This window comes from Caulobacter sp. P1_B12_2 (assembly GCF_056406675.1).
On sequence record NZ_JBFTZS010000148.1, the window covers coordinates 1 to 9,982 of the forward strand.

11 protein-coding genes are annotated in these 9,982 nt (G+C 69.6%); 6 read left to right on the top strand and 5 right to left on the bottom strand.

The features are described from left to right. The 3 genes from AC1DZ6_RS11195 to AC1DZ6_RS11205 all read right to left on the bottom strand — a co-directional run. A partial coding sequence (locus tag AC1DZ6_RS11195) for a ribokinase (RefSeq protein WP_477097256.1) occupies positions 1–875 on the bottom strand: 875 nt, incomplete at its 3' end. A 44-nt stretch (positions 876–919) separates the two neighbouring features. After that, a complete protein-coding gene (gene fliP, locus AC1DZ6_RS11200) occupies positions 920–1,723 on the bottom strand; it encodes a flagellar type III secretion system pore protein FliP (RefSeq protein WP_477097266.1) in 804 nt (267 codons plus the stop codon). Beyond that, entirely contained in the window at positions 1,720–2,040 is a 321-nt protein-coding gene (locus tag AC1DZ6_RS11205) for a hypothetical protein (protein ID WP_477097257.1), read from the bottom strand. The genes fliP and AC1DZ6_RS11205 overlap by 4 nt, the downstream gene beginning before the upstream one ends. A gap of 146 nt (positions 2,041–2,186) precedes the next feature. Between AC1DZ6_RS11205 and flgB the strand changes: the two genes are divergently transcribed. From flgB to AC1DZ6_RS11225, 4 genes are all read left to right on the top strand, one after another. Further along, positions 2,187–2,636, top strand: a complete 450-nt coding sequence (gene flgB / locus AC1DZ6_RS11210; RefSeq protein WP_477097258.1) for a flagellar basal body rod protein FlgB — start codon at positions 2,187–2,189, stop codon at positions 2,634–2,636. 10 nt (positions 2,637–2,646) lie between these two features. Beyond that, the gene (gene flgC / locus AC1DZ6_RS11215) at positions 2,647–3,069 is read left to right on the top strand and encodes a flagellar basal body rod protein FlgC (protein WP_477097259.1); all 423 of its coding nucleotides are present in this window, start codon (positions 2,647–2,649) and stop codon (positions 3,067–3,069) included. Positions 3,070–3,082: 13 nt separating this feature from the next. Beyond that, a complete protein-coding gene (fliE, locus tag AC1DZ6_RS11220; protein WP_477097260.1) occupies positions 3,083–3,391 on the top strand; it encodes a flagellar hook-basal body complex protein FliE in 309 nt (102 codons plus the stop codon). A gap of 535 nt (positions 3,392–3,926) precedes the next feature. Further along, the gene (locus AC1DZ6_RS11225) at positions 3,927–6,926 is read left to right on the top strand and encodes an autotransporter outer membrane beta-barrel domain-containing protein (protein WP_477097261.1); all 3,000 of its coding nucleotides are present in this window, start codon (positions 3,927–3,929) and stop codon (positions 6,924–6,926) included. 45 nt (positions 6,927–6,971) lie between these two features. Here the strand turns inward: AC1DZ6_RS11225 and AC1DZ6_RS11230 are convergent, their stop codons facing one another. Next, positions 6,972–7,250 carry a hypothetical protein gene (locus AC1DZ6_RS11230; protein ID WP_477097262.1) on the bottom strand — a complete coding sequence of 93 codons (279 nt, stop codon included), beginning with the start codon at positions 7,248–7,250 and terminating at the stop codon, positions 6,972–6,974. Positions 7,251–7,404: 154 nt separating this feature from the next. Here AC1DZ6_RS11230 and AC1DZ6_RS11235 point away from each other — a divergent pair, with 154 nt between their 5' ends. Further along, positions 7,405–8,169: an ATP-binding cassette domain-containing protein gene (locus tag AC1DZ6_RS11235; protein ID WP_477097263.1), complete on the top strand. Its 765-nt coding sequence runs from the start codon at positions 7,405–7,407 to the stop codon at positions 8,167–8,169. Next, on the top strand, positions 8,162–9,709 hold the full coding sequence (locus AC1DZ6_RS11240) for a glycine betaine ABC transporter substrate-binding protein (protein WP_477097264.1): 1,548 nt from the start codon (positions 8,162–8,164) through the stop codon (positions 9,707–9,709). The genes AC1DZ6_RS11235 and AC1DZ6_RS11240 overlap by 8 nt, the downstream gene beginning before the upstream one ends. A 52-nt stretch (positions 9,710–9,761) precedes the next feature. Here AC1DZ6_RS11240 and AC1DZ6_RS11245 read toward each other — a convergent pair. Further along, positions 9,762–9,982: Lrp/AsnC ligand binding domain-containing protein (locus AC1DZ6_RS11245; RefSeq protein WP_477097265.1), on the bottom strand; the 221-nt coding region annotated here is incomplete at its 5' end.

A 9,982-nucleotide genomic window follows, 5' to 3' on the forward strand; every position in this document is an offset into this window, starting at 1 on the left:
GGCATCGACGGCGCGGCGCCGGGTTTCTGGACCGAGAGGGCGGCGGCGGCGTTGGCGTGCTCGACGGCCTCGCGCAGGTCCATGCCGGACGACAGGCAGGCGGCCAGGGCGCCGCAGAAGCAGTCGCCGGCCCCGGTGGTGTCGATCGCCTTGACCTTGCGGCCCTCGACCAGGAAGGCCTCGTCGCGGCGGACCGTGGCCACGCCGGCCGAGCCGAGGGTGACGATCACCGTCTGGTCCGGGCGGCTCATCAGCTTGCGGGCCACGCGGGAGACTTCTTCCAGACGCCTGGGCTCATGGTCCAGCCGGGCGTAGGTGGCCAGTTCGGTCTGGTTCAGGATCAGGATGTCGGTCAGCGGGAACAGCGCCGCGCCCTGGGGCAGGGCGGGGGCGGCGTTGAGGATCCGCAGGGCGCCCTTGGCGACGCCGGCCCGGAACAGGGCCTCGATGGCCGGGGCGGGGGTCTCCAGCTGGCACAGCAGCACGCGCTGGCCCTCCAAGGCGGTGGCGGCCACGTGCTGGGGGGTGAGGGTGGCGTTGGCGCCGCTGGTGACGACGATCATGTTCTCGCCGTTGGACGACACCCACACATGGGCCTGGCCCGTGGGGATCGACGGCAGTTCGGTGACGTCGGACACCTGTACGCCATATCCGGCCAGCTTGGCCTTCAGGCTGGGGCCGCTGTCCTCCTTGCCGACCGCGCCCATCAGCCGGGTCGGGGCGCCGAAGCGGGCGGCCGCGACGGCCTGGTTGGCGCCCTTGCCGCCGGGAAACAGCTCCAGCGAGATGCCGGCCACGGTCTCGCCCGGCCGGGGCAGGTCGTCGACCCGCGCCACGGCGTCCAGATTGATCGACCCCAGTACGAAAACGCCCATTGTTCTTCTCTACCCGTTCCGGCGCTTGGGCCGCGAACCTGAAACTAACCGCCCCCAGAACCTCGCTGGAAGCTCTCGACCAGACTGCCGGCGACGAGTCGCCAGCCGTCCACTAGCACGAAGAAGATCAGCTTGAACGGCAGGCTGACCGTCGCGGGCGGCAACATCATCATGCCCATGCTCATCAGCACGCTGGCCACCACCAGGTCGATGACCAGGAACGGGATGAACAGCAGGAAGCCGATCTCGAAGGCGCGCTTGAGMTCCGAGATCATGAAGGCCGGTGTCACCACCTTCAGCGGCGTATCGACGGCGGTCTTGGGCTTCTCGATCTTCGACAGGCGGATGAACAGGGCCAGGTCGTCCTGGTCGACCTGGCGCAGCATGAACACCTTCACCGGCTGGGAGGCGGCGTCGAAGGCCTCGGGCAGCTCCATCTGCTTGTCCAGCAGCGGCTTGATGCCCTGGTCGTAGGACTGCTCGAAGGTCGGGCCCATGACGATGGCGGTCAGGAACAGGGCCAGGCTGATGATCACCGGATTGGGCGGGCTCTGCTGGACGCCGATGGCGGTGCGCAGCAGGCCCAGCACCACCACGATCCGCACGAACGAGGTGGTCATGATCACGATCGACGGGGCCAGCGACAGGACGGTCAGCAGGGCGACCATCTGCACGACGCGCTCGGACAGGCCGGCGCCGGTGCCGAGGTCGACATTGATCGCCGACTGGGCCACGGCCACGGCCGGACCCAGCACGGTGACCAGCCCGGCCAGCACCGAGATGATCGCGGCCTGGCGAAGGTCCTTGGGGTCGGCGCCGGTGATCGACTTGAGCAGGCCGCGCATCAGACCACGGTCTCCGAAGGCTTCGGTTTGGGCGGGGCGGGGGGAGCGGGCTTCTTGCCCTTCTTCGGGCCCCAGTCCAGCAACTGACCCTCGCCTAGCATCAGCAGGCGCTCCTCGCCGTCCAGGGTGAACAGCACCAGGCGGCGGGTGGGGTCCAGGACCAGGGTCTCGACCACGGCCATGCGCCGGTCGCGGCGCAGGGCGACAATGCGCGACATCGCGTCGGGGCCGAACTTGCGCAGGGCCACGCCGGCCAGCCCGACCAGGCCCAGGGTGATGGCCAGGGCGGCGACGGCGCGGATCAGTAGGAAGAAGTCCATGGCGCCCGAATGAAACGAGAAGGGTCGGAAGGAACGAAAGATGAGTCGCGAACGAGCATAGCTCAGGGCGCGGCGCGGAGCCGCACCCCTGATGTGCAGCATGCTCCTTAATGCGTGATTAACCCTGTTTCTTCACCATGAGCGGCATGGGTCCCGATGACATTCCCCTGTTCGCGATGCTCAAGACCCGCATGGGATATCTGTCCCAGCGGCAGAAGCTCATCGCCCAGAACGTCGCCAACGGCGATACGCCCGACTACCAGCCGCGCGACATGAAGGCCTACACCTTCAAGGCGACGATGGACCAGCAGGCGGCGGGCCAGCCCTATCGCGGCGGCCCGGTGTCTTCGACCGCCTCGACCGGCGTCCAGATGGTGGCCACCAGCGCCGCCCACATGGCGCCGTCCAAGCCGGTCAGCCCCTGGCGCTCGCCGGAAGGGCCCGACAGCGAGACCACGCTCGACGGCAATTCGGTGACGCTCGAGGACCAGATGCTCAAGATGACCGACGCGCGCATGAACTACGACGCCGCCGTCGGCTTCTACCAGAAATCCATGGCCATGCTGAAGACGTCCACGCGTCGGCCGGGCGGCTAAGGGAAACTAGATGACCGAGATCCGTTCCCAGTCCATGGCGACCATGGCCATCGCCGCCAGCGCCCTGAAGGCCCAGCAGGGCCGCATGCGGGTGATCGCCGAGAACATCGCCAACGCCAACTCCACCGCCCGCACGGCCGGCGGCGACCCCTATCGTCGCCAGGTGCCGGTCTTCAAGCCGACCACCCTGACGGGCGGCGGCGAGGGCGTGCTGATGGCCAAGGTCGATCCCGACATGAAGGACTTCCGCACCGAGTACGACCCCGGCAACCCGGCCGCCGACGCCAAGGGCTACGTCAAGCTGCCCAACGTCGACACGCTGGTCGAGGCGCTGGACATGAAGGAGGCGCAGCGCGCCTACGAAGCCAACATGAACGTCATCGAGACGTCGCGCGCCATGGAAGCGCGCACGCTCGACATCCTGCGCAAATAAGAGGGCCTAAGCGATGATCACAGCGCTCGCGGCCGCCAAGGCCTACGCCGCCCAGGGTTCGATGGCCATGCCGTCGATCGGCGGGACCGGCGAATCCAAGAAAGCCATGGACTTCGGCGCGATGCTGAAGTCGGCCATGACCGACACCCTGCACCAGACCCGCGCGGCCGAAACCAAGATGGCCCAGCAGGCGGCCGGCAAGGCCGAACTGATCGACGTCGTCACCGCCATCTCCTCGGCCGAGGCCAGCCTCGACACGGTGATGGCCGTGCGCGATCAGGTGATCTCGGCCTACCAGGAAGTCATGCGGATGCCGATCTAGGGGCGGCGCGGAGCGAGCAAGCTTCGGCTCGCCACGCAACGACTGCCATGATCGGCGCGAGGGCGGGCGCGCGCTGGCCAGCCCCGCCCGTGGGGCTCCACCTTCCAGGCCGACATATGCCCGGCGATCACCCTCTTTTGGTGACGAGGCTGCGTCCGCCGGCGCGAGGCCGGACGCGCACTGAAGCCGCAGCCTTAAATCCAACCGGAACGCAGACGGTCCGCGTGCGCCTTGTAGTCCAAGAGCAACGCCCGCGGTCGTCGAAGCAACAGTTCAGCTAAGGCTAAGCTTGGGCGGGTTTACATCGGCGTTTTTACAGACAAACATCCACCTGACGTAGAGCGATAAGGCCCTTTTACGGTCCAGATGTCGGGATGTGGGCGAGCCGCGCCCATTAAACTTCGTTGGGGAGTTGAAGCTTATGGTGCGTAGTAAGCGTGGCGTGACGCGGGCTCGGCGCGACTTTGTCCGTGAGCTGATTAATGGGGGCTGCCGAGCGATTTTCTGTCTGGCGCCCGCAGCGGCCTCGCTGGGCATGGCGCTTCCCGCCGCCGCCGACGACTCCGTGGTCCTGACCCCCGGCAACACGGTTGGCGACACCTACACGGTCGCCCCCGGCCAGACGATCCAGTCGACCACCAACCAGCCCGCCATCTACGGCCCGCCCGGCACGTACTGGACGGTCTCCAATCAGGGCACGGTCCTAGGGTACCAGTTCGGCGCGAACCCGACGCCGCCGGTCTACAGCGACGGGATCTATTTCGTCGACAGCGGCGCCGTGCAGAACGCCGCGAGCGGGGTGATCGGGGGCGCAATCGGCGTGCACATGCTGGGCGGAAGCATCACCAACCAGGGCAAGATCTCGGGGATCGACGCCGGGATCAGGCTGACGACCGACAGCACGATCGTGAACTCGGGCACGATCGCCGCCCCCGACGCGTCGGGAACCGCCGTGCAGTTCGGCGGCGGCGTGAACCTGCTGCGACTGCTGCCGGGCAGCGTGATCCTCGGCGGACTGGACGGCGGCACGGGCGACAGCACGCTGGAGCTGGCGTCGGGCGGCGCGGGAACCCTGACCAGCAACGTCCGCAACTTCGACACCGTCACCGTGAACGCCGGCGCCAACTGGACCTTCGCCGGTTCGCTGTCGGGGGCGGTCGTCACCAACGCCGGAACGCTGACCAACAACGGCCAGATCACCACCCCGGTGAACGTGTCCGGCGCGGCGGCCCGCCTGACCAACACCGGCACGATCGCCGGCGGACTGTTCGGCGCGGGCGTCACGACGAACGGCGGCACGATCGACAACAGCACGTCGGCGGCCGAGATCAGCGGCTCCACGGGCGTCCTGGCGACCGCGTTTTCGACCATCTCCAACTCGGGCACGATCGTCGGCTTCGGCGACGGCCTCGTGCTGACCGCCGGCGGCGCCGTCACGAACAACGCAAGCGGTCTGATCCAGGGCGACATAGGCCTGTCCATGATGGCCGCCGGCTCGGTGAACAACGCCGGCGTCATCCAGGGGCGTTCGAACGTCGGCATGTTCGGCCGTGACGGGGTCACCCTGACGAACAGCGGCTCCATCACCAGCGGCGCGCAGACCGCCGTGAGCTTCACCGGAGGCGGGACGATCACCAACGCCGCCGGCGGCGTGATCCGCGGGGGCCAATATGGCGTCTCGATGAGCGGTCCGGGAACCATCACCAACGCCGGCACGATTTCGGGAACCGCGGGCGGCGTGGTCCTCGGGGGCGGCGCCGCGCTGACCAACACCGGGGTGGTGACCGGCGCCGACGGCGTGGCCGTGCTCTTCCAGGCGGGAGGCGGCGCCCTGACGCTGGATACGGGTTCGGTCCTGAACGGCCGCATCGACGGCGGGGGCGTCGTCGGCGCGGTGTCCCTCACCGGCGGCGGCGCGCTGGGGGGCGGCATGGGCGGCTTCGGCGCCGGCTCGACCCTGAACAAGTCAGGCGCGGGCCAGTGGGTGCTGACGGGCGACAACGCCATTCCGACGACAACCGTCAGCGGCGGCAAGCTGATCGTCGACGGCTCCCTGACCAGCACCGTGGGTGTCGGCTCGGCCGCGAGCTTGACGGTCGGCCAGGACGAAGCGCGCAACACCGCCCGCCTGCTCGGCGACGTGACGGTCAACGCGGGCGGAACGCTCAGCGGCCACGGCGGAATAACCGGCGCCCTGAGCAACCTGGGCGGCACGGTTCAGCCCGGCGGCTCGATCGGCACGCTGACCGTCTCGGGCAACTATAGCTCCACCGCCTCGTCGAACCTGGTGGTCGAGGTGACCCCGACGGCGGCCTCGCTGCTGAAGGTGGGGGGGACGGCCAACCTGGCGGGCGGGCTGACCCTGGTCTATGCGCCCGGCGTCTACACCGCCGCCAACCTGCCGATCGTGCAATCGACCGGCGCATTGTCGGGAACCTTCTCGACCGTCGTCGAGAACGGGGCGACGCCCACGGGCCTGGTGCGGTCGATCGCCTACGGCGCCAACGCGGCGAACCTGGTGCTCGCCGAGCCCGGTCCGGATCCCGCGACCATCCAACCCGCCGACGGCGCGCTGTTCGGCTCGCTGCAGACGGCCTTGATTTCGGGTTCGCGCCACAACCTGGCCATGCTGCTGGACCGCCCGGCCGGGGCGGGAGATGGAACGTGCATCGGCGCTCCGACGCCGCTGAACGAGGACGCCAGCGCTGGGAATCCATGCGCCGACGGCGGCTGGGTGCGAGCCTACGGTGCGTTCTCGCAAGGCAAGGGGCCTGGCGACGGGCCCAGCTTCAAGGCGTCAGGCGGCGGCTTCCTCGCCGGGATCGCCAAGCGATCGGACGAGGGGCTCAGTCTCGGTGTCGCCGTGGGCTATACGCGCACCGACCTGGACGACCGGGCGCAGGGCGCGGGCGTGGCTGACACGGTCCGCGTGGGCCTCTACGGCGGCGCGACGGCGGGACCCGTCATCGCCAGCGCCGCTCTGGTCTACGCCCATCACGACATCGAGACCTCCCGCCAGACGGGCGTAGGCGCGGCGCACGGCGAGACCGACGCCGATGAAGTGGATTTCGGCGTGCAGGCCGCCCTGCCCATGGACTGGGGCGCGATGGCCGTCACGCCGCGGATCGGGGTCAACTACGCGACTTTTCGCCAACACGGTTTCGCCGAGACGGCCCCCGGAACGTTCGGCGTGACGGCCCACACCGACAACGCCGACAGCCTGCAACCCTTCGCCAGCGTGTCGGTGGCCCGAACCTTTGCCTGGGCCGACGGTTGGCGAATGACGCCCGAATTGCGGCTGGGCTATCGGCGCGAGCTTCTCGACGCCGAGCGCAGGATCGACGTCACCAGCGCGACGGGCTTCAATTTCATCACGCAAGGCTCCACGCCCGGGCGCGACGTCGGGGCCGTGGGTCTGGGCCTGACCTGGTGGAACACCGACCGCTTCTCGTTCCTGGCCGAATACGACGCTGAATTCGCCGCGAACCACTCGACCGATCAGTTCGCGTCGCTGGGTCTGCGCGTCAAGTTCTGACGCGTGAGAAGCGGCGCCGCCGGGTCATCTCCCCGGGGGCGCGTCTCAGTGCGTGATCGTGATGCTCAGCTGAGGAAGCGTCGCCACCCAGGCCGCGCCCCAGGCCCAGGCCTGATCTACGAGTTGATGCACGTCGATCATCCCCCGCGCGGTGGCGATCATGCCGCCCCAGACCACGGCGTTCAGCAGCACCATGGCCACCACGGCCCAGCGTAGGCGAGCGATGACGGCGCGGGCGCGCTTGTGGGCGAGGGGCGTGCGGGCGTCGTAGGAACGGTCGAGGGCGAGCGTGTCGAAGGCGAGCGTGTTGGGGGCAAGGGTCATGGCGATCTCCAGGCGCCGTCCCTGTCGCGTCGAACCGCGCCGGGAATCAGCTGTCGCATTAGGCTTCCCACGCCGCGCGTTCTGACTGACTGTGACAGGACGCCCCTGCGACAGCCTGTCCCTGGGGCGCCGCTTGTTCGCCCTCCGGAGCCGCATGATCGAAGCCATCGTTCTGGACCAGGTGCGCAAGGCCTATGACGGCGCGACCGTTCTGCAGCCCACCAGCCTTTCCATCAAGCAGGGCCAGTTCGTGGCCCTGGTCGGCGGATCGGGGGCGGGCRAGACCACCCTGCTCAAGACCATCAACGGCCTGGTCGCGGCCGACGGCGGCCGGGTGCTGATCGACGGCGCGCCGACCGCCGACCTGGACGGCCCGACCCTCCGCAGACGGATCGGCTACGTCTTCCAGGAGGTGGGCCTGTTCCCGCACCTGAGCGTGGCCGAGAACATCGGCATTGGTCCGACCCTGCTGGGGTGGGAGCGCGCCGTGATCGCCGCGCGGACCGCCGAGCTGCTGGAACTGGTGGACCTGCCCGCGACGGTGGCGACGCGCCGCCCCGCCGCCCTGTCCGGCGGCCAGCGCCAGCGGGTGGGCGTGGCCCGGGCCCTGGCGGCCAAGCCCTCGATCCTGCTGATGGACGAGCCGTTCGGGGCGCTGGACTCGGTGACCCGCGTGGCCCTGGCCGACGACGTCCGCCGCCTGCACGATCAGCTTTCCCTGACCACCGTGATGGTCACCCACGACATCGCCGAAGCCGTGCTGCTGGCCGACCGGATCGTGGTGATGAGCGACGGCAGGGTGATCGCCGACGATACGCCGCGCGCCCTGCTGGCCGGCCACCCGGACCCGGCCGTCGAGGCTTTGATGCAGGCCCCGCGCCGCCAGGCCGCACGCATGCGGGAGATCGCCGGTGAATAGCGGCCTGTTGTCCCTCTTGCCCGAGCGCCTGGCCTGGCATGTCACCCTGTCGGCGGCGGCCCTGGCGCTGGGCCTGCTGATCGCCCTGCCGCTGGGCGTGCTGGCCGCCCGCAGCCCGCGCCTGCGCTGGCCCGCCCTGGCCCTGGCCGGGCTGGTGCAGACCATCCCCAGCCTGGCCCTGCTGGCCCTGTTCTATCCGCTGCTGCTGCTGCTCTCGAACCTGGCCAAAGGCGCGTTCGGCCACGGCTTCTCGGCCCTGGGCTTCCTGCCGTCGCTGCTGGCCCTGACCCTCTACTCGATGCTGCCGATCCTGCGGAACACCGTGGCCGGCCTGACGGGCGTGGATCCGGCGGTGGTCGAGGCCGCGCGCGGTGTCGRCATGACCGACCGCCAGCGGCTGTGGCGGGTGGAGCTGCCCCTGGCCGCGCCGGTGATCATGGCCGGGGTGCGCACGGCGGCGGTGTGGACCATCGGCGCCGCGACCCTGTCCACGCCCGTCGGCCAGACCTCGCTGGGCGACTACATCTTTTCCGGCCTGCAGACCGAGAACTGGGCGATGGTCCTGACCGGCTGCGTCGCCTCGGCGGGGTTGGCCCTGGTCGTCGACCAACTTCTGGGCCTGATCGAGCGCGGGACCGAGCGACGCGACCGGCGGCTGTGGGGCGCGGGTCTCGCCGGGCTGGCCCTGGGCCTGGCGGTCGCCGTCGCGCCCCTGGCCGCCGACCTGGCGCCGCGCCCGAGCCGCTACGTGATCGGGGCCAAGAACTTCTCCGAACAGTACATCCTGGCCGAGGTGATGGCCGACCGGCTGGAGGGGCAGGGGGCCACCGTCACCCGCAAGATCAACCTGGGCTCGGCGGTCGCCTATCGCGCCCTGGCCGCCGGCGAGATCGACGCCTATGTCGACTATTCCGGCACGCTGTGGGCCAACGTCCTGGGCCGCAAGGACAACCCCGGCCGCGCCGCTGTGCTGGACGGGCTGCGCGCCGAACTGAAGCGCCGCGACGGGGTCGTGCTGCTGGCGCCCCTGGGCTTCGAAAACGCCTACGCCCTGGCCATGCGCCGCGACCGCGCGGACGCCTTGGGGATCAAGACCTTGGCCGACCTGTCCGCCAGGGCCCCGCAGCTGACCATGGGCGGCGACCTGGAGTTCTTCTCGCGCCCCGAATGGACGAGCGTGGAAACGAGTTACGGCCTGCGCTTCAAGACCAAGCGCCAGTTCCAGCCCACCTTCATGTACCGCGCCCTCGGCTCGGGCGAGGCCGACGTGATCTCGGCCTTCTCCAGCGACGGCCGCATCGCCGCCGACGACCTTGTGGTGCTGACCGACCCCAAGGGCGCCCTGCCGCCCTACGACGCGGTGCTGCTGATCGCGCCGGCCCGGGCCGACGACGCGCGACTGCGCCGGGCGCTGGCGGGACTGGACGGGGCGATCACCGTCGAGGCGATGCAGAAGGCTAACTACGCGGTGGATCGGGACGACGGGAAGGTCTCGCCGACCCAAGCGGCGCTGGCGCTGGAGGCGGGATTGAAGCGCTAGCTTTTTGATCCGCTCATCCCGGCCTTCGCCGGGATGAGCGGATTTTAAATGCCTAGTCCTCGTCCAGCGACACCGGGATCGTCAGCCCGCGCTTCACCACGCCCAGCGCCACGTTGGTGGTGAACTTGCGCACGTTCGGATTCTCGGTGGCCAGCCGCGCCATCAGCTCGTCATAGGTCTCGGTGTCGGGGGCGGTGACCACCAGGATGAAGTCGGCCTCGCCGGTCACGTAGAAGGCCTGCTGCACGTGCTCCTGACCCGCCAGCCACGTGC